Origin of the sequence: Delftia sp. WSY_10 (assembly GCF_043104705.1) — a bacterium.
Classification (GTDB): Bacteria; Pseudomonadota; Gammaproteobacteria; order Burkholderiales; family Burkholderiaceae_C; genus Comamonas; species Comamonas tsuruhatensis.
Window position 1 is genome coordinate 460391 of record NZ_JBICKY010000056.1, and the last position, 24189, is coordinate 484579.

At 66.6% G+C, this 24189-nt stretch carries 21 protein-coding genes and 1 CRISPR repeat array; of the genes, 14 read left to right on the forward strand and 7 right to left on the reverse strand.

Annotated features, from left to right (window positions below; genetic code table 11):
- The first annotated feature begins 53 nt into the window (after positions 1-53).
- The 5 genes from ACF8ML_RS24720 (at position 54) to cas3f (ending at position 8054) form a co-directional block, all read left to right on the forward strand.
- Positions 54-1064 (forward strand): cation diffusion facilitator family transporter, encoded by a 1011-nt coding sequence (locus ACF8ML_RS24720; RefSeq protein ID WP_392408237.1) that lies wholly within the window; start codon positions 54-56, stop codon positions 1062-1064.
- Complete coding sequence (gene dtd, locus ACF8ML_RS24725; protein WP_017406418.1) at positions 1061-1531, forward strand: D-aminoacyl-tRNA deacylase; 471 nt, start codon at positions 1061-1063, stop codon at positions 1529-1531. Before ACF8ML_RS24720 ends, dtd begins: the two co-directional genes overlap by 4 nt.
- 122 nt (positions 1532-1653) lie before the next feature.
- Positions 1654-3429: a dipeptidase gene (locus tag ACF8ML_RS24730; protein ID WP_392408238.1), complete on the forward strand. Its 1776-nt coding sequence runs from the start codon at positions 1654-1656 to the stop codon at positions 3427-3429.
- A gap of 117 nt (positions 3430-3546) precedes the next feature.
- Positions 3547-4569 (forward strand): type I-F CRISPR-associated endonuclease Cas1f, encoded by a 1023-nt coding sequence (gene cas1f / locus ACF8ML_RS24735; protein ID WP_392408239.1) that lies wholly within the window; start codon positions 3547-3549, stop codon positions 4567-4569.
- Positions 4566-8054: a type I-F CRISPR-associated helicase Cas3f gene (cas3f, locus tag ACF8ML_RS24740; RefSeq protein WP_392408240.1), complete on the forward strand. Its 3489-nt coding sequence runs from the start codon at positions 4566-4568 to the stop codon at positions 8052-8054. Before cas1f ends, cas3f begins: the two co-directional genes overlap by 4 nt.
- A gap of 3 nt (positions 8055-8057) precedes the next feature.
- Here cas3f and ACF8ML_RS24745 read toward each other — a convergent pair whose 3' ends face one another.
- A complete protein-coding gene (locus tag ACF8ML_RS24745; protein ID WP_034366817.1) occupies positions 8058-8369 on the reverse strand; it encodes a HigA family addiction module antitoxin in 312 nt (103 codons plus the stop codon).
- 504 nt (positions 8370-8873) lie between these two features.
- On the opposite strand from ACF8ML_RS24745, the gene csy1 reads away from it, so the two are divergent.
- The 4 genes from csy1 to cas6f are packed head-to-tail and all read left to right on the forward strand — an operon-like array spanning position 8874 to position 12894.
- The gene (gene csy1, locus ACF8ML_RS24750; protein WP_392408241.1) at positions 8874-10160 is read left to right on the forward strand and encodes a type I-F CRISPR-associated protein Csy1; all 1287 of its coding nucleotides are present in this window, start codon (positions 8874-8876) and stop codon (positions 10158-10160) included.
- Entirely contained in the window at positions 10157-11239 is a 1083-nt protein-coding gene (csy2, locus tag ACF8ML_RS24755) for a type I-F CRISPR-associated protein Csy2 (protein ID WP_392408242.1), read from the forward strand. Before csy1 ends, csy2 begins: the two co-directional genes overlap by 4 nt.
- A 54-nt stretch (positions 11240-11293) precedes the next feature.
- Positions 11294-12322: a type I-F CRISPR-associated protein Csy3 gene (gene csy3, locus ACF8ML_RS24760; RefSeq protein ID WP_016451881.1), complete on the forward strand. Its 1029-nt coding sequence runs from the start codon at positions 11294-11296 to the stop codon at positions 12320-12322.
- Positions 12323-12327: 5 nt separating this feature from the next.
- On the forward strand, positions 12328-12894 hold the full coding sequence (gene cas6f / locus ACF8ML_RS24765) for a type I-F CRISPR-associated endoribonuclease Cas6/Csy4 (protein WP_043789355.1): 567 nt from the start codon (positions 12328-12330) through the stop codon (positions 12892-12894).
- A gap of 129 nt (positions 12895-13023) precedes the next feature.
- Positions 13024-16293: a CRISPR direct-repeat array (repeat unit 28 nt; unit sequence GTTCGCTGCCGCATAGGCAGCTCAGAAA).
- Between the two features lie 37 nt (positions 16294-16330).
- Here the strand turns inward: cas6f and ACF8ML_RS24770 are convergent.
- On the reverse strand, positions 16331-16696 hold the full coding sequence (locus tag ACF8ML_RS24770) for a hypothetical protein (RefSeq protein ID WP_034367332.1): 366 nt from the start codon (positions 16694-16696) through the stop codon (positions 16331-16333).
- Between the two features lie 156 nt (positions 16697-16852).
- Between ACF8ML_RS24770 and ACF8ML_RS24775 the strand changes: the two genes are divergently transcribed.
- Positions 16853-17218 (forward strand): Arc family DNA-binding protein, encoded by a 366-nt coding sequence (locus tag ACF8ML_RS24775; RefSeq protein ID WP_392408243.1) that lies wholly within the window; start codon positions 16853-16855, stop codon positions 17216-17218.
- 10 nt (positions 17219-17228) lie between these two features.
- Here ACF8ML_RS24775 and ACF8ML_RS24780 read toward each other — a convergent pair whose 3' ends face one another.
- Positions 17229-17987 carry a TSUP family transporter gene (locus ACF8ML_RS24780; protein WP_016451878.1) on the reverse strand — a complete coding sequence of 253 codons (759 nt, stop codon included), beginning with the start codon at positions 17985-17987 and terminating at the stop codon, positions 17229-17231.
- A gap of 190 nt (positions 17988-18177) precedes the next feature.
- On the reverse strand, positions 18178-18483 hold the full coding sequence (locus tag ACF8ML_RS24785) for a LysR substrate-binding domain-containing protein (RefSeq protein ID WP_392408244.1): 306 nt from the start codon (positions 18481-18483) through the stop codon (positions 18178-18180).
- Here ACF8ML_RS24785 and ACF8ML_RS24790 point away from each other — a divergent pair.
- Together ACF8ML_RS24790 and ACF8ML_RS24795 are read left to right on the forward strand one after the other, a co-directional pair.
- On the forward strand, positions 18482-19060 hold the full coding sequence (locus ACF8ML_RS24790; RefSeq protein ID WP_392408245.1) for a CoA transferase: 579 nt from the start codon (positions 18482-18484) through the stop codon (positions 19058-19060). The genes ACF8ML_RS24785 and ACF8ML_RS24790 overlap by 2 nt on opposite strands.
- A 41-nt stretch (positions 19061-19101) precedes the next feature.
- The gene (locus tag ACF8ML_RS24795; protein WP_016451875.1) at positions 19102-20088 is read left to right on the forward strand and encodes an MDR family oxidoreductase; all 987 of its coding nucleotides are present in this window, start codon (positions 19102-19104) and stop codon (positions 20086-20088) included.
- 24 nt (positions 20089-20112) lie between these two features.
- Here ACF8ML_RS24795 and ybeY read toward each other — a convergent pair whose 3' ends face one another.
- Together ybeY and ACF8ML_RS24805 are read right to left on the reverse strand one after the other, a co-directional pair.
- Positions 20113-20571, reverse strand: coding sequence for an rRNA maturation RNase YbeY (ybeY, locus tag ACF8ML_RS24800; RefSeq protein ID WP_016446534.1), 459 nt, complete (start codon positions 20569-20571; stop codon positions 20113-20115).
- 70 nt (positions 20572-20641) lie between these two features.
- Positions 20642-21613, reverse strand: coding sequence for a PhoH family protein (locus ACF8ML_RS24805; RefSeq protein ID WP_016446533.1), 972 nt, complete (start codon positions 21611-21613; stop codon positions 20642-20644).
- Between the two features lie 125 nt (positions 21614-21738).
- Here ACF8ML_RS24805 and ruvA point away from each other — a divergent pair, with 125 nt between their 5' ends.
- Positions 21739-22311 carry a Holliday junction branch migration protein RuvA gene (ruvA, locus tag ACF8ML_RS24810; RefSeq protein ID WP_016446532.1) on the forward strand — a complete coding sequence of 191 codons (573 nt, stop codon included), beginning with the start codon at positions 21739-21741 and terminating at the stop codon, positions 22309-22311.
- A gap of 7 nt (positions 22312-22318) precedes the next feature.
- Complete coding sequence (ruvB, locus tag ACF8ML_RS24815; RefSeq protein ID WP_392408246.1) at positions 22319-23404, forward strand: Holliday junction branch migration DNA helicase RuvB; 1086 nt, start codon at positions 22319-22321, stop codon at positions 23402-23404.
- A gap of 7 nt (positions 23405-23411) precedes the next feature.
- On the opposite strand, the gene ACF8ML_RS24820 is transcribed toward ruvB, so the two are convergent.
- Entirely contained in the window at positions 23412-24128 is a 717-nt protein-coding gene (locus ACF8ML_RS24820) for an MgtC/SapB family protein (RefSeq protein WP_012203158.1), read from the reverse strand.
- Positions 24129-24189 lie beyond the last annotated feature (61 nt).

A 24189-nucleotide genomic window follows, 5' to 3' on the forward strand; every position in this document is an offset into this window, starting at 1 on the left:
TCGTGCACGCGGTGGTCTAATCCGGAGCACCCCCCCACGTACCGCAGCGCAGCATGGCCGAACCCACTCCCTCTACTGCCAACGCTCCCGCCCCCGCTTCCGCGGCCGGCTGGATGGCGCCGCACAGGCTGCTGCGCATCTCGGTGGCCGTGGCCCTGCTGACCATCGTGCTCAAGACCCTGGCCTGGTGGCTCACGGGATCGGTGGGCCTGCTGTCGGATGCGCTCGAATCCTTCGTCAACCTGGCCGGCGCCGTGTTCGCGCTGACCATGGTCACCATCGCCAAGCGGCCGGCGGACACCGACCATCCCTATGGGCACCACAAGGCCGAGTACTTCTCTGCGGGCTTCGAGGGCATCCTGGTCATCGGAGCCAGCCTGGCCATTGGCTGGGCGGCGCTGGCGCGGCTGTGGAACCCGCAGCCGCTGGAGCAGCTGGGCTGGGGCCTGGCGCTGTCCGTGGCCAGCTCTGCCCTCAACGGCCTGCTGGCCGTGGCCATGCTGCGCTCGGCGCGCCAGCACCGCTCCATGGCGCTGGAGGGCGATGCCCGCCATCTGCTCACCGATGTCTGGACCTCGGCCGGCGTGGTCATCGGCCTGATGGGCGCAGCGCTCACAGGCTGGCTGTGGCTGGACGCGGCCGTGGCCATCGGGGTTGCGATCAACATCTGCGTGCAGGGCGCGCAACTGGTCTGGCAGTCTTCCCAGGGCCTGATGGACCAGGCCCTGGACGCGCCCGAGCGCCTGCGCATCGACGCCGTTCTGGACCGCCATGCGCACCGCGCGCATGGCGTGGTCTTTGACAACATCTCCAGCCGGCGCGCCGGCGAGCGCAGCTTTGCCGACCTGCACATGCATGTGCCCGGCGACTGGAGCGTGGCCCGCGCCGCCCGGCTGCGCACCGAGATCGAGGCCGAACTGCTGCAGGCCGTGCCCGGCCTGTACGCGCGCATAGAGCTGCTGCCGCTGGGCATGCAGACCGCCATGGAAGCCGCCATCGAGGCGGCAGGCCAGGCGGACACTTCTTCCCCATCCACCGACAAGAAACCGAACCCCGAACCATGATCAGCATCCTGCAGCGCGTGCAACAGGCCCGCGTGGAAATCGATGGCCAGGTCGCCGGCAGCATAGGCCCTGGCCTGCTGGCCCTGGTCTGCGCAGAGCGCGGCGACACCGAAGCCGAGGCCGACAAGCTGCTGGCCAAGATGCTCAAGCTGCGCATCTTTGCCGACGACGCGGGCAAGATGAACCGCAGCGTGCAGGACCTGGACGGGCAGGGCGCCTGCGGCGGCCTGCTCATCGTCAGCCAGTTCACGCTGGCGGCCGACACCGGCGGCGGCAACCGCCCCAGCTTCACGCGCGCCGCGCCACCGGCCGAGGGAGAGCGCCTGTACGACTACATCGTGCAGCGGGCGCGCGCCCTGCACCCGGAAGTCGCCACGGGCCGCTTCGGCGCCGACATGCAGGTGCACCTGCTCAACGACGGGCCCGTGACCATCCCGCTGTCGATAGCTCCGGCCACCGCGGCATAGCGCGCCGCAGACCTGCTGTTCTGGGGCGGATTCTGGCGCGATCTGCGAGCGCGGCCTGGTCGGAACATGCCTGCAAAGCCCGTATTCTTGCGGCCTCAGCATTCATCGACAGACCGACGACCATGAAGAACCATCCGTTCAAAGCCTCCACCCTGGCCCTTGCCATGAGCATGGCCCTGGCGTGGAGCGGCGCGGCCGGCGCCGACACCCTCAGGAAGCCCGCGCTGGACGCGCTGGCCCAGGCGCAGCCGGCACCCACCGACTTCGCCAGCTTCCTGAAGCAGGCCGCGGCCGCGCAGCCTGCCATCGCCCAGGCCGTGCAGCGCCATGCCGCAGGCGCCGCGCTCACGGGGGATGAACTCAACCACATCGCCCGCCTGCTGGGCCTGTACACACGTCTCACGCAGGAGCGGGCCGTGCTGGCCAGCATCGAGCGCATGGTCGCCCTGCCCACGGTGCGCGATGCCAAGGTGCCGCCGCACGAAAGCCCGGCCATCCTCGCCTTCGGCGAACTGGTGCAGCAGATGGCCAAGGACTTCGGCCTGCAGTACCGCAACGTGGACAACCGCATCTTCGAAGTCACCCTGCCTGCGAACACCGCGAACGCCACGAACGCGGGCACCGATGAATTCGGCATCCTCACCCACGCCGACGTCGTGCCCGTCGTCCCCGCCGAATGGGTGCTGGACGGCCAGGCCATCGACCCCTTCAAGGTCACGCGCGTGGGCGACAAGCTCTACGGGCGCGGCACCATCGACGACAAGGGCTCCATCGCCACCGTGCTGTTCGCCATGAAGGCCGTCAAGGACAGCGGCCTGCCCCTGTCGCGCGGCATACGCCTCATGATCGAGACCACCGAGGAAACCGGCGGCGACGCCATGAAGTACTACCAGGGCAAGACCACGCTGCCTGCCTACAACATCGTGCTGGACAGCAAGTACCCGGCCGTTGTCGCGGAAAAAGGCTCGGGCGCGCTCAAGGCCGTGTTCGACGACGTGAAGACCGACCCCGCCCGCCCGGCCATCACCGCCATGGCCGGCGCCGCCTCGGCCAACGCCATTGCGCAGACCGCCACCGCCACCATCACGGCCGGCGACGAAGCCGCCATCGAAGCCATCGCCGCGCGCCTGCAGGCGGCCAAGGGTGACTTCACCACCAGCTATGCAGGGCAGGGTGGGCCGTTCACCATCGACATCCAGCGCAGCGGCACCGCAGCCACCGTCAAGGTCACGGGCACCTCGGCCCACGGCTCGCGCCCTGAGGAAGGCGTCAACCCCGTGCCGCGCCTGACGCTGTTCCTGCAGCAGGTGCTCATGCCCACCGATGGCGTGGCCCTGGTCCAGCCCAATGCCTACAGCAACGCCCTGCGCTACATCAACGGCGCCTTCGGCCTCGACTACCTCGGCAAGCAGCTGGGCGTTGCCTATGCAGACGACTTCATGGGCCCGCTGACCCTGTCGCCCAACCTCATCAAGGCGGCCGACGGCAAGCTCGAAGTCACCACCAACGTGCGCATGCCGCGCGGCAAGACGCCCGAGCAGCTGCGCGCCGAAGTCGAGCAGCGCATCACCCGCTGGAGCGAGGCCGCCAAGGTTCCCCTCACCCTGCAGTACACCCAGGGCAACTGGATGGCGCGCGACCCCAAGGGCGCCTGGCTGTCCACCCTGCTCAACATCTTCGGCGACACCACGGGCCTGGACGCCAAGCCCGTGCCCACGGCCGGCAGCACCACGGCCAAGCTCATGCCCAACGCCATCAACTTCGGCCCCGCCATGCCCGGCAAGAAGTACACGGCGCACAACGCGCTCGAATACAAGGAACTGCCCGACCTGCGCGCCGACATGCAGATGTTCACGGAAATGCTGGTGCGCATCGGGAATCTGAAGCAGATGCAGTGACACTCTCCGGCTATTGAAATGCGAAAGTGCCTTGTGAAAGCAAGGCGCTTTTTTATTCCTGGGACAATCCGGCGAAGGGGATTGGAGCATTGATGAAAATCCCTGCGGGAGGCATTCATGCAGGACATCAAAGGCCAGGATCTCAAGACCATTCTCCATTCCAAACGCGCCAACATCTATTACCTTGAGCACTGCCGTGTCCTGGTCAATGGCGGGCGGGTGGAATATGTGACCGATGCCGGCAAGCGCAGCCTGTATTGGAATATTCCCATTGCCAACACCACCAGCATCCTGCTTGGCACCGGCACCTCCATCACGCAGGCGGCCATGCGGGAGCTGGCCAAGGCTGGGGTGCTGGTGGGCTTTTGCGGCGGCGGTGGAACGCCCTTGTTCAGCGCCAATGAAGTCGATGTGGAAGTCGCCTGGCTCACTCCGCAAAGCGAGTACCGCCCCACTGAATACCTGCAGGCCTGGGTCCAATTCTGGTTTGACGATGAACTGCGCCTGCATGCCGCCAAGCAATTGCAGGCTTTGCGATTGCAGCGGATGCAGCAGGAATGGGGCGCACGAGCCTTGCGCGAAGCAGGGTTTTCCGTGGACATGGAGCGCCTGAAGGCGCTGGTGCAGCAATTTGCGGCGCTGATGGCCAATGCGCCCGATGTCATGACACTGCTGACCGATGAGGCACGGCTGACCAAGGCCTTGTTCAAGCTCGCCGTGGACGCCGTGGGATATGGCGAATTCACGCGCGCCAAGCGCGGCACCGGCACCGATGCAGCCAACCGCTATCTGGACCATGGCAACTACCTGGCCTACGGACTGGGCGCCACGGCCACCTGGGTGCTGGGCCTGCCCCACGGTCTGGCCGTTCTGCATGGCAAGACGCGGCGCGGCGGCCTGGTGTTCGATGCGGCCGACCTGGTCAAGGATGCCGCCATCCTGCCCCAGGCCTTCCTGTCGGCCATGCGCGGCGACGACGAGCCGCAATTTCGCCGCCAATGCATAGAGGCCCTTACGCGCAGCGAATCGCTGGACTTCATCATCGACACGCTCAAGCGCATTGCCGTCGACACGGCGCGCATGGCCGGCGCGCCCACCACGCCCACAACGCCCGGCGCTGCGCAAGAGGGCGGCACATGAACGTGCTCTTCGTCTCCCAGTGCAGCAAGCGCGCCCTCACCGAAACGCGCCGCATCCTCGACCAGTTTGCCGAGCGGCGCGGCGACCGCACCTGGCAGACACCCATCACGGCGGCCGGGCTCGATACCGTGCGCAAGCTGCTGCGCCAGAGCGCGCGCAAGAACACCGCCGTGGCCTGCCACTGGATACGCGGACGTGACCACAGTGAACTGCTGTGGATCGTAGGCGACGGGCGCCAGTTCAACGCCGAAGGCGCCGTGCCCACCAACACCTCGGCCAGCAACGTGCTGCGCGCCGAAGATGAAAGCCACTGGCACCACCTGCCACTGATCACGGCGCTGGCCGCTTTGGCGGCCCTGGTGCATGACCTGGGCAAGGCCACCCAGGCATTCCAGGACCGGCTGAAGAATCCTGGCCTGCGCGAGCGCAACCACTACCGCCATGAATGGGTGTCGGTGCGGCTGTTCCAGGCTTTCGTGGGCGGCGACGGCGACGCGGCATGGCTGCAAAGGCTGGCAGCCTGTGTGGATGAGGCCGCCGATGCCCGGGCCTTTGAGGCGCAATGGCTGGATCACCGCAGCGGCCGCCTTCTGCGCGATGGCCTGGACGAGCCGCAGGCCAGCCAGCATCTGCCGTTCAAGGCGCTGCCGCCGCTGGCCACCGCCGTGGCCTGGCTGGTTCTGACACACCATCGGCTGCCCTGCATGCCGGTCGCTGCAGGCCGGCAGGAGTCCTACGACGATCTGGAGCCCGACCGCCGCCAATGGTGCCGCTTCGGCGCGCGCCCGCGCTTCGTCAACAGCAATGAGATCGAGCAGCTGCTGCAGTGCATCAGCGCCGACTGGAACGAGCCGCGCGAGAAAGCCGACCCGGCGAAAGTGCGCTCCCATTGGGACTTCCCGCAGGGCCTTCCGGTGGCCACGGCCGCCTGGCGCAAGCAGGCGGCGCGCTATGCGCTCAAGCTGCAGGAGTTGGCGGGCCGGTCGCTTGACGCTGCAAGCCTGGGCGATCCGTTCACGCTGCACCTCTCGCGCCTGTGCCTGATGCTGGCCGACCACCACTACTCCAGCATCGAGGACGAAGCGCGCCGCCAGCCTTTCCGCAACGCGGGCTATCCGCTGTACGCCAACACCCGGCGCAAGAGTGCAGCTCCAGGCGCCGCGTCCGCTTTCAACCAGACGCTGGACGAGCACCTGCTTGGCGTGCAGGCCCATGCCACGCTGGTGGCGCGCTCGCTGCCCACGCTGGCGCGCAGCCTGCCGGCACTGCGCAGCCATCGCGGCCTCAAAAAGCGCAGCAGCAACGCGCGCTTCCAGTGGCAGGACAAGGCTGCCGACCTGGCTGCCAGCGTGCGCCACCGGGCCGCCAGCCAGGGCGGCTTCATCGTCAACATGGCTTCCACCGGCTGCGGCAAGACGCTGGGCAATGCCCGCATCATGAACGCGCTGGCCGACCCGGGCGTGGGCATGCGCTGTGCCTTCGCCATCGGCCTGCGCACGCTCACGCTGCAGACGGGGCGGGTGTTCCAGAACGACCTGGGACTGGGCGACGACCAGCTCGCCATCAAGGTCGGCGGCGCGGCCAGCCGCGCGCTGTTCGAGTACTGGGAAGCGCAGGCCGAGGCCACGGGTTCGGCCTCGCGCCAGGCGCTGCTCGACGAAGGCGGGCAAGTCCTGTTCGACGGCAATGACCAGCACCCGCTGCTGCAGCGCCTGACCGACGATGCGCAGGTGCGCTCGCTGATCGCCGCGCCCGTGCTGGCCTGCACCGTGGACCACCTCACGCCCGCCACCGAAAGCCTGCGCGGCGGCCGCCAGATCGCGCCCATGCTGCGCCTCATGACGGGCGACCTCGTACTGGACGAGCCCGATGATTTCGACATGGCCGACCTGCCCGCGCTCACGCGACTCGTGCACTGGGCGGGCCTGCTGGGCTCACGCGTGCTGCTGTCCTCGGCCACCTTGCCGCCAGCGCTGGTGGAGGGGCTCTACCTAGCCTACCGCGCCGGGCGCGAGATCTTCCAGCGCCATCGCGGCGAGCGGCCCGGCGAGCCCGTGGCCGTCTGCTGCCTGTGGGTGGACGAATTCCACCAGCAGGCACTGGACTGCGCCGATGGCGCAGGGTTTCGCACAGGCCACGGAAGCTTTGTGCAAAAGCGCGTGGCCCAGCTCGCCCGGGCCGAGGTGCGGCGCTTGGCTGCCATCGCTCCCCTGCCTGCCGGCTGGCAGGGGCTGGACCCGGCCGCGCGGCGCCGGGATTTTGCGCGCATCGCGCTGGAGCATGCATGGCAGTTGCACCAGCAGCCGGGCAACCATGGCATTGACCCCGCCAGTGGCAAGCGCGTGAGCTTCGGCCTCATCCGCATGGCCAACATCGAACCGCTGTTCGACGTGGCCGTGGCCATGTATGGCCAGGGCGCTCCTGCACCGGGCGTGCGGGTGCACCTGTGCGTCTACCACTCGCAGTTTCCGCTGCTGGCGCGCTCCAGCATCGAGCGGCACCTGGACACCGTGCTGGACCGCCGCTCCCCCGACGGCGCAGACCCCATCATCCAGAGGCCGGCCATCCGCGCATTGCTTGATGCCAACGATGAGGTCGACCACCTCTTCATCGTGCTCGGCTCCCCCGTCACCGAAGTGGGCCGCGACCATGACTATGACTGGGCCTTGGTCGAGCCCTCTTCCATGCGCTCGCTGATCCAGCTGGCCGGACGTGTGCGGCGCCACCGGCCGGGTGCGGTGCAGGAGGCCAACATGCGGGTGCTGGACAGCAACCTGCGCGCTTTCGAGCATCCAGGCCGGGCGGCATTCTGCAAGCCGGGTTTCGAGATGGAGCCGGTGGATGACAAGGCAGATACGGCGCGGTACTTCCACCTGCGCTCGCATGACCTGCAATCGCTGCTGGCCAAGCACACCAAGGGCGAGCCCCTCTGGCCCGTGGATGCCCGCGCACGCATCGAAGTGGCCAGGGAGCAGTTCCACCCGGCCAGGAACCTCGTGGACCTGGAACACGCCCGCATGCACGACACCATGCTGCCGCGTCCCGCAGGCAGCCCGGATGCCACGCCGGTGCTGCGCGCCGCCAGCCTGCACTGGGCCAGCCCTGCCTGCTTCTGGCTCACGGGCCTGCTGCCGCAGTTCCAGCGCTTCCGCTACGACCCGCTGCCGCGCGTGGATGTGGTGTTTCTGCCGGACGAGGAGGAAGAGGGCCTGCACCTGCACCGCGTGGTCGATGGCCAGCGGCGGGGCGACAAGCTCCATGTGCTGGTGCAGGACAGCCTGCTGCACCGGGAGCCCTTGGACCCACGGAAGGGGTCTGTCACTGCATGGGGGCAGGCCGACCTGATGCAGGAACTGTTAGCCCTGGCGGAGGGCAAGGGGCTGGCGCTGGATGCCTGTGCAAGCAAGTACGCCACGGCCAGCCTGCCCGACAAGGCACAGGGCTGGCGCTGGCATGGCGCGCTGAGCTTTGTGGGCCGGGCCTGAGGATCAGGCGGTATGCAGCTGCATCGGATGAACTTGCCTCACGGACGCCTGCAACTCCGCGTTCAGCTCTGCCGTGCGCAGGTCGTAGGCGGTCTGAAGGTTCAGCCAGGACTGCGCGTCGCCCCCAAAGAAGCGGCTCAGCCGCAGCGCCGTGTCGGCCGTGATGCCGCGCCGCTCCAGCACGATGTCGTTCACGCGCGAGGCGGGAACGTGCAGGTGCCTGGCCAGCGCGTTGGCGCTCATGTCCATGGGCTTCAGGTAGTCCTCGCGCAGGACTTCACCTGGGTGTATGGGGCGCATGCCGTTCCTCGTCATGTTCCTGCTCCTATCTTCACGTGTTCGGTGTGCTTGAAGTTTTCTGCACGTGCGATATGCCAGCGTCATCCGGCCTTAAGAAGTAATGCTGGCGGTTTGCATGTTGGTGCTGCCGAAAACATAGCTGCCTACACGGCAGAAAAAGAGCACCACCACTGCGGTATTTGCTGAGCTTCCTTCTCGGAACACGATCACTGAGGTATGGTTTGACTTTGCATAAAGCCCACTCCACAATAGGAGCCGTCGCCGCTGCTCCACAACGGCGACGGTCCATCAACACCAGCTTCCAGGCTACCAAAGGATTGGAGGAACAGTGATTAGCAACCACGTCACCTTATTAGTTCGTTGACGGCTTGCCGTCAGTTCCACTTTCTCCGGTCGGTTTGTGCTGACCGGGGAATTATCTTTCATTTCTCACGAAAGGTGATCCCTATGTCCAACGCCCCGGCAACAGGGCGCAAGGCAGGTTTTCGTGCGGCAATCGACCAGTTCCTGCAAGAACGATTGCAATCCAAGCTCGAAAAGCTCAAGCCTGACGATCCTCAGCGCGACGAACTCGTCGCATCATTCCTGCGTGATACCTGGGTGGCCAGTGCTGCCAAGCGCGTCGATCAAATCCAGGCCGTCACCCACTCCCTCAAACCCATACACCCCGACGCGCGCGGCACCAATCTCTATGTGGAGCCGGCCAGCCTGCCCGTGCTGCAGGAACTGGGAAGCCATGCGCTGGGGCAGTCATTCGCCGGCGACGTGGTGGGCAATGCGGCGGCGCTTGACGTCTACAAGTTCCTCAAGGTCGAGGTGGAGGGCACCAGCCTGCTGGCCGCGCTGCTGGCGCAAGACCCGGGCGCGCTCCAGGCCCTGCATGAGGACCCGCAGCAGGCCATGGGCTTGCGCGATGCCTTCGTCGGCCTGACCCAGCCGCGCGCGGGCGCACCCAGTTCGCACACGCGGGCCAAGCAGTTGTACTGGCTGACGGGCAGCGATGCCTGTGCCGATGAAGGCTATGAATTGCTGGCGCCGTTGTTTGCCACCTCGCTGGCGCATGCCGTGCATGCGCAGGTGCAGGAAGACCGCTTTGGGGAAAGCAACAAGGCGGCCCGGCAGGCGCGGCGCGAGCGCAAGGCGCATGACGGCGTCTTCCATGACTACCCGGGGCTGGCCGTCCAGAAGATGGGAGGGACAAAGCCACAGAATATTTCCCAGCTCAACAGCGAGCGTGGCGGGGTCAACTACCTGCTGGCTTCGCTGCCACCGGTCTGGCGCAGCAGCGATGTACGGCTGCCGGTGCATGCCAGCTCCGTGTTCGACAAGCTGTTCATCGGCCGTCCCGAGGTGCGCAGCACGGTGCGCAAGCTGCGTGCCTTCCTTGCGACCGACCCGGAGCCCAACCTGCAAACGCGTGAGCGCCGCGAAGCCTTCGTCGATGCGCTGATCGATGAAATGGTCTCACTCGCCGGCGAAGTGCAGCAGGCCCTGCCCGCTGGCTGGAGCTGCGACTCGGAACGCTTCGGCAAGCTGGTGCGTGAAGAGCAATTGTGGCTGGACCCATTGCGGGCCGAACTGCGCGATGAGGCAGATTTCGCCCGCGAATGGCTTTGGATGGACTGGCCTGCCGAGGTAGGCAAGCGCTTTGCCAACTGGCTCAACAGCCAACTGTTCGGCCAGTTGCCCGTGGGCGACGCCGAGGCGCGTGTGTGGCGGAAAGAGCTGCTGACCGATGAGGATGGTTTTGTGCAGCAGTTGCGCGAACTGCGCAAACGGCTTGAAGACAGGGAGGACGCGCAATGAGCCAGTCTCCACAAGCGCTTCTCGTTTTTCCCCATCTGCGCGTGCAGAACGCCAACGCCATCTCCAGCCCGCTCACCCATGGCTTCCCCTCCATCACCGCCTTCACCGGCCTGATGTGGGCGCTGGAGCGCAAGCTGGCGCAGGCCGGCATCCCCTTGCGCCTGCACGCGGTGGGCGTGGTCTGCCACCACCATCAGGAGCAGGTGACGCAGGGCTATGTGCGCAGCTTCAACCTCACGCGCAACCCGGTGGACAAGGACGGCAGTACCGCCGCCATCGTGGAGGAAGGGCGCATCCACCTCGACATCTCCCTGGTCTTCACCGTCTCGGAAAAACGCGTCCCTGGCTCCAACTCGGCCCCGACCCTGGTGCAAAGCGCTGCCGAGCCGATGCAGCAATGGGCCGATGAAGCCGGGCAAATCCTGTCGCAAATGCGGGTGGCCGGCGGCAGCCTGCTGCCATCGCGTGCCGCGCCCGGCAGGCGCGTGCGCCCCAGGCTGTCCGTGCTGGCAGAAGACGCCACGGAGCGCAGCCGACAGTTCCGAGAATGGCGGCGCCAGTGGCTGCCGGGCTTCGCCCTGGTGGGGCGTGACGACCTGCTGGCCGACCGCCTGCACAGGCTGCGCGACAAAGCGGCGCACACCACGCTGCTCGACGCCTGGCTGCATGCATCGCGCTTCAACCACGAGCCCGTGGCAGCGGCCGAAGGCCAGCCCCCGCCTGCCGATGGCAAGCAGCCATGGGCAGACCCCTGGCGCGGCCCGGGCAGCGGGTGGATCGTGCCTGTGCCCGTGGGCTATGCGGCGCTCTCGCCATCGCATGCCGCAGGCGAAGTGCTCAACGCCCGCGATGCCACCACGCCGCTGCGCTTCGTGGAGTCGGTCTACTCGCTGGGCGAATGGATCAGCCCGCACCGCCTCACCCATCTGGAGCAACTGCTGTGGCATGCGCACACCGATGAAAAGCGGGGCCTTTACCGCTGCCGCAGCGGCTACGTGCCAGACCCCGCAACCGTGGCCGACCCTGACGACGCCGCAGCCCAGGAGCAGGAAGACGACGACAGCTATGCATACACCTGACCCGCGTCCTTGCACCGCCGCCTTTCACACCGTATTGCCAAAGGATTGAACACCATGTCCAGCACCCTCAAGACCGCATCCGTCCTCGCCTTCGAACGCAAGCTCGACCCCTCCGACGCCGTCTTCCACGCAGGCAACTGGGATGACCGGGCGGCCTCCGCCTCCTGGCCCTCCGTCAAGCTGCGCGAGAAATCCGTGCGCGGCACCATCTCCAACCGCCTCAAGACCAAGGACCAGGACCCGGCCAAGCTCGACGCTGCCATCGAGAACCCCAACCTGCAGACCGTGGACGTGGCAGCCCTGCCCGCCGATGCCGACACGCTCAAGGTGCAGTTCACGCTGCGCGTGCTGTCTGGCGCAGGCACCCCGTCTGCCTGCAACAGCGCCGAATACCAGGCCAGGCTCGCGCAAACGGTGCAGGCCTATGCCTCGGCCCAGGGCTTTGCCGAACTGGCCAACCGCTATGCGGCCAACCTGGCGAACGGGCGCTTCCTGTGGCGCAACCGCGTGGGCGCGGAAAGCGTGCAGGTGCAGGTGGTGCAGCTCAAGGATGGCAAGGCCGGGCAGGCATGGTCGTTCGATGCGCTGGCCCACAACCTGCGCACGCTGGAGCAGCCTGACGAGAAAGTGGCTGCGTTGGGCAGCGTGATCGCGCAGGGGCTTGAGGGCAAGGCCCATGTGCTGCTGCAGATCACCGCCTTTGTGCGCCTGGGCGCGGGCCAGGAAGTCTTCCCCTCGCAGGAACTGATCCTCGACAAGGGCAGCACCAAAAAGAGCAAGACGCTCTACCAGATCGGGGAAAAAGGCCAGGAGGTCGCCGCCATCCACTCCCAGAAAATCGGCAACGCCCTGCGCACCATCGACACCTGGTACGACGGCGCGCAGGACCTGGGCCCCATCGCGGTCGAGCCCTACGGCTCCGTCACCACCCAGGGCAAGGCCTGGCGCCAGCCCAAGCAAAAGCAGGACTTCTACACCCTGCTGGACGACTGGCTGCTCAAGGACAAGGTGCCGCCCGTCGAGCAGCAGCACTTCGTGATGGCCGTGCTGATCCGTGGCGGCGTCTTCGGCGATGCGAGCTGATGGCCATGACCTCGCACTACATCGACATCACGCTGCTGCCTGACCCGGAATTCAGCCACGCCCACCTGCTGGGCGCGCTGGTCGCCAAGCTGCACCGCGCGCTCGTGCAACTGGGCAGCGCTGACATAGGCATCAGCTTTCCCGGCTACAGCCTGCGTCCACGCACTCTGGGCACCATCCTGCGCCTGCATGGCAGTGAAGCCGCGCTGCGCGGCCTGATGGAACAGCCCTGGCTGCAGGGCATGCGCGATCACGTGCACTGCACGCCGCCAGCTTTGGTACCAGAGGGCGCCGTGCCCTGCCTGGTGCAGCGCCGGCAATTCAAGACCAGCCCCGACCGCCTGCGCCGACGCCGCATGCGGCGCAAGGGAGAAACCGCTGAACAGGCCGCGGCCGCCATCCCCGACAGCGTGGAGCGCACCCCGGACCTGCCCTACGTTCAACTGCGCAGCGCCAGCACCGGCCAGCCGTTTTGCCTGTTCGTGGAGCAGAAAGCGGTGCAGGGCACGGCGGGCCAGGAAGGCTTCAACACCTACGGGCTGAGCCTGGGAACTGCTGTTCCCTGGTTCTGAGCCTTTTTCTGGCGGCCTGAAGACTGCCTTGTAAATCAACAGCTTGGCGGATGCCCCGGAATTTGGGGTGTTCGCCAGCTGGAGGTGAAAGCTCTTTCAAAATCAATGGATTAGGGAATTTTTTGCCTAGTTCGCTGCCGCATAGGCAGCTCAGAAAAGCAGCAGGTCGACGTGCAGGCCCAGCGGCACGTTCGCTGCCGCATAGGCAGCTCAGAAATCCTACAAATCCGGCGATGCATGGGCGTGCATGTTCGCTGCCGCATAGGCAGCTCAGAAATGGCGACCGAGCGCGCGGCCGCAGCTGCAGCGGTTCGCTGCCGCATAGGCAGCTCAGAAATGACACAGAGTCCACAAGTGTGCTGGATCCCTGTTCGCTGCCGCATAGGCAGCTCAGAAAAAAGCGCCTATGACATCAACCGGGAGCACGTGGTTCGCTGCCGCATAGGCAGCTCAGAAACTCTGAAAAACGCATAAGCTCGCGCAGCATTGAGTTCGCTGCCGCATAGGCAGCTCAGAAATGACGCCGCAACCGTCGCCCGCCACCCTGCCCGTTCGCTGCCGCATAGGCAGCTCAGAAACCGAGTCCGATCGATAGGACTCACACATTAGGGTTCGCTGCCGCATAGGCAGCTCAGAAAAACGAAGAAGCCCACGCCAAGACGTGGGTTCGGTTCGCTGCCGCATAGGCAGCTCAGAAATTGGGAGAGATGGGTTGGCGGTAGCCTGGAGAGTTCGCTGCCGCATAGGCAGCTCAGAAATGGAAGTCCGCAAACCGGCGCACTGCATCTGCGTTCGCTGCCGCATAGGCAGCTCAGAAAGGGCGCGCGCTTGGCGGGCTGCTTTCGATGCCGTTCGCTGCCGCATAGGCAGCTCAGAAATGACGGCGACCCCTGGGGCCTGGCGGGCTTGTGTTCGCTGCCGCATAGGCAGCTCAGAAACGAGGCTGCAGCACTTGAGCGCGCACAGGAAAGTTCGCTGCCGCATAGGCAGCTCAGAAATGAGTCTCGTAGACGTTCTTAGGCGTCGCAGTGTTCGCTGCCGCATAGGCAGCTCAGAAAAGCGTAGGTGTGGCCGATGCGGCCCTCTGCGTGTTCGCTGCCGCATAGGCAGCTCAGAAATCGGGCGTGTAGGGGAACGCTACCCACAACACGTTCGCTGCCGCATAGGCAGCTCAGAAAGGGTCGGGCACGCGCTCGAAGTGGTAATCGCGGTTCGCTGCCGCATAGGCAGCTCAGAAATTCGGGAAGCCTTCACCCTGCCGTGCCTCCAGGTTCGCTGCCGCATAGGCAGCTCAGAAACAGTTGGGTTCATCGAACGTCGTCGCGGGAATGTTCGCTGCCGCATAGGCAGCTCAGAAAGAGCGCAATCGCTGACTCCTGATCTCGACTGAGTTCGCTGCCGCATAGGCAGCTCAGAAATTGGGGGAGATCGGCTGACGGTAGCCAGGCGAGTTCGCTGCCGCATAGGCAGCTCAGAAAATAGAGGCGAAGTGGTTCAGCTTGGAAGAAGTGTTCGCTGCCGCGTAGGCAGCTCAGAAAAACGCAGGGCATCTGGGTCGTGCTGGTCCACCGTTCGCTGCCGCGTAGGCAGCTCAGAAAGTGACGCTCATCGCCGAGCCGGTAATCGGCCAGTTCGCTACCGCGTAGGCAGTTCAGAAATTGAAGCGCAGCATCCAGCGCTGCGGGATCGCGTTCGCTGCCGCGTAGGCAGCTCAGAAAAGACGAGGCGCGCGCTGCGGTGTCGAGAGACTGTTCGCTGCCGCGTAGGCAGCTCAGAAATACAAGGAGCTTTCGGACCGTCTCGTCGGGGCGTTCGCTGCCGCGTAGGCAGCTCAGAAAGTCAAGGAAGCCCTTGTTCGCGGCATCAATAGGTTCGCTGCCGCGTAGGCAGCTCAGAAAACGCCGAACTGCAGCGTGATCGAGCCCGTGGCGTTCGCTGCCGCGTAGGCAGCTCAGAAAACTTGGCCCCCATGCTGGCTGACCAGCCACGATGTTCGCTGCCGCGTAGGCAGCTCAGAAATCAGAAAGATGTGGTTCGAGTTTAGGGACTGGGTTCGCTGCCGCGTAGGCAGCTCAGAAAATGGCCTACGAAATGATCTCGCGCCCCGTGGCGTTCGCTGCCGCGTAGGCAGCTCAGAAAATGGATTGCGGGCCGTTCCAGACCACGGCATGGTTCGCTGCCGCGTAGGCAGCTCAGAAAGAAGCCCGGCGAAGGCCTGCCCTGCGGCCACTGTTCGCTGCCGCGTAGGCAGCTCAGAAACTGGAGGATTGGGCCGGCGCCTTCCTCGAAAAGTTCGCTGCCGCGTAGGCAGCTCAGAAAAGCAGGGCGCGGACCATCGGCCCGCTGAACAGGTTCGCTGCCGCGTAGGCAGCTCAGAAATCGATGAGGTCTTCCGCCATAGCCTCTGCGCTGTTCGCTGCCGCGTAGGCAGCTCAGAAAATGATGGCGTCCGGGTGGCCCGCGTAGCCCAGGTTCGCTGTCGCGTAGGCAGCTCAGAAACCACTGGGCACAAGGAGAGCTGACATGCAGACGTTCGCTGCCGCGTAGGCAGCTCAGAAAACCCGTCAGCAGGGCCACAGCGCCCGTGACGCGTTCGCTGCCGCGTAGGCAGCTCAGAAACGATCCTGTCCGTCTGCTGGAGATGACTCAGGGTTCGCTGCCGCGTAGGCAGCTCAGAAAATCGACATCACGCGCGCCCAAGCCGCCGCCGAGTTCGCTGCCGCGTAGGCAGCTCAGAAATACGGGGAGCAGGCGCAGGCTTTCCCCCGGCAGTTCGCTGCCGCATAGGCAGCTCAGAAATGCTTGATCGCCAGGTCGCGGTCGGTAGTTGCGTTCGCTGCCGCATAGGCAGCTCAGAAATTGAGGCACTGGACCTCTGTATTGCTGATCCAGTTCGCTGCCGCATAGGCAGCTCAGAAATGGAACCAGTTGATGGGCAACAACCAGACCGGGTTCGCTTCCGCATAGGCAGCTCAGAAAGATGCAATCTGAGGACACACCATGAACTGGCAGTTCGCTGCCGCATAGGCAGCTCAGAAATGACCCCCTCCCCCGGCTCGTAGCCGTGGAACGTTCGCTGCCGCATAGGCAGCTCAGAAACCGCCGGGGGCTCGGATCGATACCCGCCACGGGTTCGCTGCCGCGTAGGCAGCTCAGAAATGTCCAAAGTCTGCTTTGGCGCCGGTTGCGTCGTTCGCTGCCGCGTAGGCAGCTCAGAAACTGGCCAAGCTCGCAAATCATGTGGCCAAAGAGTTCGCTGCCGCGTAGGCAGCTTAGAAAATCTCGGGCCAGATCCGTTTCCACCGCACAGGGTTCGCTGCCGCGTAGGCAACTCAGAAAACGGAGCCGCCCGGCGCGGGGGGGGCGCTCAGGTTCGTTGCCGCTTAGGCAGCTCAGAAAGGCTGCTGACTTGGAGGCGACAGAGAAGCCTCTGCATTCAACCTTCCGGGCCATGCTCCGCGTATTCCACAAAGGACGGTGCTTCATCAAACAGTTGCAAGAGCAGTTTGAGGCGCCGGGCGTAGAGGCTCTGTGGCCGGTTGAAGGCCTGGGCTGCCAGGGCGATGGCTGCGCGGGCGAGATACCACTCGTTGTCGAATTCGCTGGCGTCCTCGAATACCTTGTGCCGAATTTGCCGGATGTGATTCAGCGCCAGGTCTGCGGCCAGGTCCACCTCTACATCCGCGTCATGCCAGTCCCTGTCGGCACAGCGTGTTTCGATCAGGGCAACCAGCCCCATCTCTGCGCGGGCAATGGACAGGGCGATCATTTGCTGCATGGTGGGCCAGGCAGCGGTGTCCATCGTGCAGGGCTTGTTCGTTGGGTGTCGTGACGCAGCCATATCGATTCCTTTGTCGTCGCTTCAATGACTCGGGCTTTCTATGCACGATCTATGCACTCAATATTCTATGCACTGTGCATAGAAAATGGCAAGTGTGTTCCATGGCAAAGTGCGCGGATGGCACGCGACGACCCAACCATCTACATGCGTATCCCTCAGGAGCTGAAGGATCTGCTGGATGCCGCTTCCGAAGAGAACCGGCGCTCAATGACTGCCGAGGTCGTGGCTCGGCTACAGCAGACCTTTGCGGCGCCGCGCGTTTCGGGCATGGACAGCGATAGTTCGCAAATGAATCTGGATACCCGCGTCGGTGACGAAACGCTGGAAACCGTGAAGCGTATCGAAGAGCGGTTGCAATCGCTTGCGCAAGCCCTGGCCCAGCCACAGAGCGGCTCTCAGCCAGCCACGGATGCGGCGACGCCGGAAAAATCCATAGGCAAGCGCGTATCAAAGACAGTGCGGAGTGCGGCGCCGAAGAAGTAGCTTTCTGGCCTCACTGCCTCCAGAAAAACACCCCCGCCATCACCAGCCCCGTCAGCACGATGCCCGCGCGCAGCCATTCGGGCGGGATGCGGCGCGCCAGGCGGGCGCCGCCGTAGCCGCCTGCGGTGGCGGCAATCATCATGACCAGGGCCTGCTCCCACTGCACGACGCCGCCGGCCGCATAGATGGCGACGGCAATGGCCGTGAGCAGGGCGGAGACCAGGTTCTTCATGCCGTTCATGGCATGCAGCCTTGTCTGGCCCAGCAGGCCGAACAGGGCCAGCAGCAGGATGCCCAGGCCGCCGTTGAAGTAGCCGCCGTAGATGGCCACGACCAGCATGCCGGCGCCGGCCTTCAGGGGCGATGCATGGGCGGCATGCTCGGCGCTGCCGCGTGATGCCATGCGCCTGAGCTGGGGCGCGAAGGCGAACATGGCGGTGGCGGCCAGCAGCAGCCAGGGGACGACCTTGCGGAACAGGTGGTCGGGCGTGACCAGCAGCAGGGCCGCGCCCAGCGAGCCGCCGATGAGCGACAGCACGATGACGCCGCGCATGCCCAGGCCGGGCGGCGGCTCCATGTCCTGGCGAAAGCCCCAGGCACCGGCCATGTAGCCGGGCAGCAGGGCGACGGTGCCGGTGGCGTTGGCGGCCACGGGCGGCACGCCGGTGAAGACCAGGGCGGGCAGGGTGAGGAAGCTGCCGCCCCCGGCGACGGCATTGAGCGCGCCGGCCACGAAGGCGGCGCTCATGAGCAGTGCGATGTCCCACATGGGTGTTGTCTCCTCCTGGAGCCGGGCATCGGCAGGCCGCCGTGGCCTTGCGCGGCCAGGCCGGTGTTATAGGTCGAGGCCGATCTTAGTGCCGGACCATCGGGCGGGCTGTCGCACCGGCATGGCGGCTGGGTCAGGGCTGCTTTGCGCAAAAGGACAGGATCGCGCCGGCGTGGTGGCCACCAGGCGACTAGGGCGGCTCCACCACCGGGCCGGGCAGGCCCAGCGTGGCGCGCAGCAGGGCGACGCGCGGGTTGGCGACGGCGCTGCGGTAGATCAACGCCACGGGGCCCATGGAGATGGCGGATGTGACATGCACCCTGCGCACCCCCAGCGACCGGTGCGAGGCCTGCAGCGTGGAGTCGGGCACGGCGCTGAGCCCCAGGCCGGCCCGGACCAGTTGCAGGTTGGTGAAGGGGCTGGTGGATTCGATGACGGGCGTGGGCGCGATCACGCCTTCGCGGCGTAACACCTCTTCCATCATGCGGCGCAGCATGGAGCTGCGCGTGGGCAACCGGGGCTATACGGGCAGCCCGGCGGCCGACACCTACCGGTGCGCCGACGGCTGGCTGTCCACGGCCGCCAACACGCCGCAGCAGTTCCGCAGGCTCGCCAGCGTGCTGGGGCTCGATGCCCTGTGCGAGGACGCCACGCTGCTGGACCTCGATGCCTTCAATGCGCCCGAGGGCGGCTTTGTTGCCGCGCGCGATGCGTCCGCGCTGCAGCGGCTGCAGGCCTGTCTGGCCGAGGCCTTCGCCGCACGCAGCGCACGGGACATGGAAGCCCGGCTCAACGCCGTGGGCGTGCCTGCCGCCAGGGTGCGGCGCCTGGGTGAATTCCTGGGCGAGGCCCGCGCCGCCGGCACCGTGTCACCTGTGAGCTATGGCGCCGGCGGCGCTGCGGTGGACACTCCGGGACTGGGGTTCCGGTGGATGGATGCCGAGCCCCTGCCGGGTGCCCCGGCCCCCGTCCTGGGCGATGGCAACCTTGCGCTGCTGCGGGAGATGGGGATGGCGGATGAGGCCATCGCCCGCCTGTGCCGCAGCGGCGTGCTGGGCGCGCCGCAGTCCTGATTGCCTTTGGATTCCTTTGCCACTGCCTTGCTGGAGACCCCATGTTCAAAGCCTTGCTGCTGACCCAACCCGTACCGCGTGAAACCCGTGCCGAGTGTGTGGAGCTGGACGAAGCCAGCCTGCCCGCCGGCGCGGTGCGCGTGGCCGTCTCGCATTCCACGCTCAACTACAAGGATGCACTGGCCATCACGGGACGCTCGCCCGTGGTGCGCCAGTTCCCCATGGTGCCTGGCATCGACCTGGCCGGCACGGTGCTGGACAGCGAGGACGCGCGTTTCCAGCCCGGCGATGCCGTGCTGCTCAACGGCTGGGGCGTGGGCGAGACCCACTGGGGCGGGCTCGCCCAGCAGGCGCGCGTGAACGGCGACTGGCTGATCCGCCGGCCCGAGGCCTTCAGCGCACGGGATGCCATGGCCATAGGCACGGCCGGCTATACGGCCATGCTGTGCGTGATGGCGCTGCAGGCGCATGGCATCGCGCCCTCCAGCGGCCCGGTGCTGGTGACGGGGGCCAACGGCGGCGTGGGCAGCATTGCCGTGGCCCTGCTGTCGCGCCTGGGTTTCGAGGTGCACGCCGGCACCGGGCGGCCCGAACAGGCCGAGCACCTGAAGGCGCTGGGCGCGGCGCGGATCGTGGAGCGCAGCAGCCTGGATGCGCCCGGCAAGCCGCTGCAAAAGGAGGTCTGGGCGGCGGCCGTGGACAGCGTGGGCAGCCATACGCTGGCCAATGTGTGCGCCAGCCTGCGCTACGGCGGCTGCGTGGCGGCCTGCGGGCTGGCCCAGGGGCTGGACCTGCCGGCTTCCGTGGCACCGTTCATTCTGCGTGGCGTGTCGCTGCTGGGCATCGACAGCGTCTATGCGCCGCAGGCGCGGCGCGAGCAGGCCTGGGCGCGGCTGGCTGCCGAACTGCCGCGCGAGGTGCTGGAGCGCAATACCGAAGAGGCGGGCCTGGCCGATGCGGTTGCGCTGGCGCCCAGGCTGCTTGCCGGCCAGGTGCGCGGCCGGGTCGTCATCGATACGGCGCGCTGAGGCCCGCGCGGGGCCTGGTGCCGCCTACTTGGCGTAGGGGTCGGCAAAGCCCAGCTCGACCATGATCTCGGTCTCGTAGGCTTCCATTTCCTCAGCGTCCTGCTCGCTGGTTTCATGGTCCCAGCCCTGGGCATGCAGCGTGCCGTGCACCAGCAGGTGGGCGTAGTGCTCCTCCAGCGTCTTGTTCTGCTCGCGCGCCTCGCGCTCGACCACGGGGGCGCACAGCACCAGATCGGCCATGGCGGTGGGCTCCTGCTGGTAGTCGAAGGTCAGGACGTTGGTGGCGTAGTCCTTTTGCCGGTACTCGCGGTTGAGCTGCTGGCCTTCCTCGGCATCGACGATGCGCACGGTGATCTCGGCATCGACGGCCAGGGCGTGGCGTATCCAGCGCGTGACCTTGCTGCGGGACAGCACGGCGCGGTGGGCGGGCGCCTCGGCAAAGCGCGCGAATTGCAGGGACAGTTGCAGTTGGTTCAGGGACATGGGGAAGTGCGTGGGCGTGAGCTTGTGCTTTGGAGCGCCCGTGGGCGGGCGTCTGCTGTGGCTGTCGGGATCAAGGCGCTGCAAGGCGCGGTGCGGCACGGCGTGCCGGGGCCTGGCCGCGTGCGTCGTAGGCGTCCACGATGCGGGCCACCAGCGGGTGGCGCACCACGTCGGCGCTGGTGAAGTGGTTGATGGCGATGCCCTTGACGCGCTTCAAGACGCGCTCGGCATCGATCAGGCCGCTCAGGGCGCCCTTGGGCAGGTCGATCTGGCTGACGTCGCCCGTGACCACGGCGCGGGCGCCGAAGCCGATGCGCGTGAGGAACATCTTCATCTGCTCGGGCGTGGTGTTCTGCGCCTCGTCCAGGATGACGAAGGCGTTGTTCAGCGTGCGCCCGCGCATGAAGGCCAGCGGCGCGATCTCCAGCACATTGCGCTCGAAGGCCTTTTGCACCTTCTCGTAGCCCATGAGGTCGTAGAGCGCGTCGTACAGCGGGCGCAGGTAGGGGTCGACCTTCTGCGTGAGGTCGCCGGGCAGAAAGCCCAGGCGCTCGCCTGCTTCCACGGCCGGGCGCGTGAGCACGATGCGCTGCACGGCGCTGCGCTCCAGCGCGTCCACGGCGCAGGCCACGGCCAGGTAGGTCTTGCCGGTGCCGGCCGGGCCGATGCCGAAGGTGATGTCGTGGCGGGCGATGTTCTCCAGGTAGGCCGACTGGTTGGCCGTGCGCGCGCGCAGGTCGGGGCGGCGCGTGGACAGCTGGATGGCGTCCAGGGGCTGCTCGATGAGTTCGGTGTCGCCGGCCAGCATGAGCTGCAGCGAATCGTCCAGGATGGGGTCGTCGGCCATCTCGTAGAGGGCCTGCAGCAGCTCCAGTGCGTCGTTGGCCTTGGCCTTGGGGCCGTCGATCTTGAATTGCTCGTGGCGGTGGGCGATCTTGACGCCCAGTGCGATCTCGATGGTGCGCAGGTGCGCGTCGGCCGGGCCGCACAGATGGCTCAACCGGTTGTTGTCGTGGGGTGTGAATGTGTGGCGCAGGATCACGCGGATAATTCCAGAGATTCCGGGCGGCGGCCAGCGCGAGGGCGTGGTGCCATACCCTGTGAATGGGCCGGCGTTCGGTTGCGGACGGGCATGAAAAGCCGCCCCTGGGGCGGCAAAGGACACCAATGATAGGCAAATTGACAGGAACGCTGCTGGAAAAAAACCCGCCCGAGGTGCTGGTGGACTGCGGCGGCGTGGGCTACGAGGTGCAGGTGCCCATGAGCACCTTCTACAACCTGCCGGCCAGCGGGGCCAGGGTCAGCCTGCTGACGCACTTCGTGGTGCGCGAGGATGCGCAGCTTCTGTACGGCTTTGGCACGCACAGCGAGCGCCAGGCGTTCCGCGAGCTGATCAAGATCACCGGCATCGGCCCGCGCATGGCGCTGTCGGTGCTCAGCGGCATGAGCGTGGAGGACCTGGCCCAGGCCGTGACGCTGCAGGAGGTAGGCCGCCTGGTCAAGGTGCCGGGCATCGGCAAGAAGACGGCCGAGCGCCTGCTGCTGGAGCTCAAGGGCAAGATCGGCGCCGATACGGGCGCGCAGTCGCTGTTCGTGAACAACGACCAGAACGACATCGTGCAGGCGCTGATGGCGCTGGGCTATTCCGACAAGGATGCGGCCGCCGCGCTCAAGAAGCTGCCGCCCGACGTGGGTGTGACCGAAGGCATCAAGCTGGCGCTGAAGGCGCTGGCCAAGTGAGCGGCGCATGAGCATCCATACCGACGATTTCGGGCAGGGCGGCTTTCCGCAGGGCGGTTTCGCGCCCGACAAGGCACCGGAAAAGCCGCGCATGATTTCGGCAGCGCCGGTCTCGCGCGGGGAAGAGGCCATGGAGCGCGCCCTGCGCCCCAAGCTGCTGCAGGAGTACGTGGGCCAGGCCAAGGCGCGCGAGCAGCTGGAGATCTTCATCGGCGCGGCCCGAAAGCGCAGCGAGGCGCTGGACCATGTGCTGCTTTTCGGCCCGCCGGGCCTGGGCAAGACCACGCTGTCGCACATCATCGCGGCCGAGCTGGGCGTGAACCTGCGCCAGACCAGCGGCCCCGTGCTGGAAAAGCCCAAGGACCTGGCGGCGCTGCTGACCAACCTCGAAGCCAACGATGTGCTGTTCATCGACGAGATCCACCGCCTGTCGCCCGTGGTCGAGGAAATCCTCTATCCGGCGCTGGAGGACTACCAGATCGACATCATGATCGGCGAGGGGCCGGCGGCGCGCTCCATCAAGCTGGACCTGCAGCCGTTCACGCTGGTGGGCGCGACCACGCGCGCGGGCATGCTGACCAACCCGCTGCGCGACCGCTTCGGCATCGTGGCGCGGCTGGAGTTCTATACGGCCGAGGAGCTGGCGCGCATCGTGCGGCGCAGTGCAGGCCTGTTGAACGCGCCGATTGACGACGAGGGCGCCTTCGAGATCGCGCGCCGCTCGCGCGGCACGCCGCGTATTGCCAACCGCCTGCTGCGCCGCGTGCGCGACTATGCCGATGTGCGCGGCGACGGCAGCATCACGCGCGAGCTGGCCGACCGCGCGCTGGCCATGCTTGATGTCGATCCCCAGGGCTTCGACCTCATGGACCGCAAGTTGCTGGAGGCCGTGGTGCACCGCTTCGACGGCGGCCCCGTGGGCCTGGACAACATCGCGGCCAGCATCGGCGAGGAGGCGGGCACCATCGAGGATGTGATCGAGCCCTACCTGATCCAGCAGGGCTTTTTGCAGCGCACGCCGCGCGGGCGCATGGCGACCCAGGCGGCGTACCGCCACCTGGGCCTTCCCGTGCCGGGCGACGACGCCAGCTGACGCAGGCTCACTCCTCCGTGCCGGCGTTCCAGAAGGCCTGCAGCACGCCGGGCAGGGCCTCGATGGCGGCGATCACGCGGTCCAGCTCGTCGGAGTCCACCGAGGTGGCGTAGAGCATGGCCTCGATCTCCGTGTCCTGCGGCCCGAAGGCATGGGTTTCCACGCCGCGCACGGGGTAGCTGGCGTTCTCCAGCAGCTCCAGCATCTGCTCTCGCACATCGCCCTGGGCGCCGCGGTGGCAGATGGCGTAGACGTAGTAGGTCGACTCCGTGGATTCGTCATCCACCGGGCGGCGGTTGATGCGGTTGACCACGGGGCGCAGCAAGGTGTTGCTGGCCAGCACGAAGAGCGTGGCCAGGCCGGCCTCGGCCACCAGGCTGGCGCCCGCGCAGGCGCCCACGGCGGCCGAGCCCCACAGCGTGGCCGCCGTGTTCAGCCCGGTGATGTTGGCCCCTTCCTTCATGATGGCGCCCGCACCCAGGAAGCCCACGCCCGAGACCACGTAGGCCACCACGCGCGTGGCGCCCTCGGCCCCGCCCAGGCGCACGGCCAGGTCCACGAAGACGGCCGCGCCCACGGCGACCAGGGTGTTGGTGCGCAGCCCCGCCGTGCGCTGGCGCACCTGGCGCTCCAGGCCGATGAGGGCGCCGAACACGAAGGCCGTGGTCAGGCTGACGAAGGTGTCCAGCATGGCGCCGGGGTTGAGGTTCTGCAGGGCCTGCATGGGGTTCCGGGCTTTCCTGGTGAATGGGTTGAAGGGGCGTTGAAAGGGGCGCTGAAGGGTG

Bases quoted from the DNA above. Each gene is read 5' to 3' on its own strand.
- ACF8ML_RS24745 (WP_034366817.1), bottom strand. From the start codon at position 8,369: ATGACGAGGAACGGCATGCGCCCCATACACCCAGGTGAAGTCCTGCGC.
- ybeY (WP_016446534.1), bottom strand. From the start codon at position 20,571: ATGTCCCTGAACCAACTGCAACTGTCCCTGCAATTCGCGCGCTTTGCC.
- ACF8ML_RS24790 (WP_392408245.1), top strand. From the start codon at position 18,482: ATGGAGCTGCGCGTGGGCAACCGGGGCTATACGGGCAGCCCGGCGGCC.
- ruvA (WP_016446532.1), top strand. From the start codon at position 21,739: ATGATAGGCAAATTGACAGGAACGCTGCTGGAAAAAAACCCGCCCGAG.
- ruvB (WP_392408246.1), top strand. From the start codon at position 22,319: ATGAGCATCCATACCGACGATTTCGGGCAGGGCGGCTTTCCGCAGGGC.
- csy3 (WP_016451881.1), top strand. From the start codon at position 11,294: ATGTCCAGCACCCTCAAGACCGCATCCGTCCTCGCCTTCGAACGCAAG.
- ACF8ML_RS24720 (WP_392408237.1), top strand. From the start codon at position 54: ATGGCCGAACCCACTCCCTCTACTGCCAACGCTCCCGCCCCCGCTTCC.
- csy2 (WP_392408242.1), top strand. From the start codon at position 10,157: ATGAGCCAGTCTCCACAAGCGCTTCTCGTTTTTCCCCATCTGCGCGTG.
- cas1f (WP_392408239.1), top strand. From the start codon at position 3,547: ATGCAGGACATCAAAGGCCAGGATCTCAAGACCATTCTCCATTCCAAA.
- ACF8ML_RS24730 (WP_392408238.1), top strand. From the start codon at position 1,654: ATGAAGAACCATCCGTTCAAAGCCTCCACCCTGGCCCTTGCCATGAGC.
- ACF8ML_RS24770 (WP_034367332.1), bottom strand. From the start codon at position 16,696: ATGGACACCGCTGCCTGGCCCACCATGCAGCAAATGATCGCCCTGTCC.
- cas6f (WP_043789355.1), top strand. From the start codon at position 12,328: ATGACCTCGCACTACATCGACATCACGCTGCTGCCTGACCCGGAATTC.
- ACF8ML_RS24775 (WP_392408243.1), top strand. From the start codon at position 16,853: ATGGCACGCGACGACCCAACCATCTACATGCGTATCCCTCAGGAGCTG.
- ACF8ML_RS24785 (WP_392408244.1), bottom strand. From the start codon at position 18,483: ATGCTGCGCCGCATGATGGAAGAGGTGTTACGCCGCGAAGGCGTGATC.
- cas3f (WP_392408240.1), top strand. From the start codon at position 4,566: ATGAACGTGCTCTTCGTCTCCCAGTGCAGCAAGCGCGCCCTCACCGAA.
- dtd (WP_017406418.1), top strand. From the start codon at position 1,061: ATGATCAGCATCCTGCAGCGCGTGCAACAGGCCCGCGTGGAAATCGAT.
- ACF8ML_RS24820 (WP_012203158.1), bottom strand. From the start codon at position 24,128: ATGCAGGCCCTGCAGAACCTCAACCCCGGCGCCATGCTGGACACCTTC.
- ACF8ML_RS24795 (WP_016451875.1), top strand. From the start codon at position 19,102: ATGTTCAAAGCCTTGCTGCTGACCCAACCCGTACCGCGTGAAACCCGT.
- ACF8ML_RS24780 (WP_016451878.1), bottom strand. From the start codon at position 17,987: ATGTGGGACATCGCACTGCTCATGAGCGCCGCCTTCGTGGCCGGCGCG.